The organism is Acinetobacter sp. AKBS16 (genome assembly GCF_002899995.1).
Taxonomy (GTDB): Bacteria; Pseudomonadota; Gammaproteobacteria; order Pseudomonadales; family Moraxellaceae; genus Acinetobacter; species Acinetobacter baumannii.
In genome coordinates this window covers 1-273 of sequence record NZ_POYH01000109.1, presented here as the reverse complement: position 1 = coordinate 273, position 273 = coordinate 1, and the positions used below count along the sequence as shown (strand labels likewise).

The window sequence follows — 273 nt, the reverse complement described above, 5'->3', positions numbered from 1 at the left end:
AGTGAACAATTTATTTCAGACTCAATTTTGCCAATCTGTTAATGAGTTAATGTGTCTTCGTCAGATCACACTAATTACCGTGATAATGAAATCACAGAAGTTAATAAACCAAGATCTCAATCTTTATTTACTAATTGCTGTAATCCGAACTTATCTTAAGTTCTGGTGGAGACTAGGAGAGTCGAACTCCTGACCTCCTGCGTGCAAAGCAGGCGCTCTACCAACTAAGCTAAGTCCCCAGCTTACATCATCAATCATGTATCTTTTATCTAT

Annotated in this window: 1 tRNA gene; it reads right to left on the bottom strand. The window is 37.4% G+C overall.

The features are described 5' to 3' along the window. Positions 1 to 163: 163 nt before the first annotated feature. A tRNA-Ala gene (locus C1642_RS18875) sits at positions 164 to 239 on the bottom strand. Positions 240 to 273: the final 34 nt, after the last annotated feature.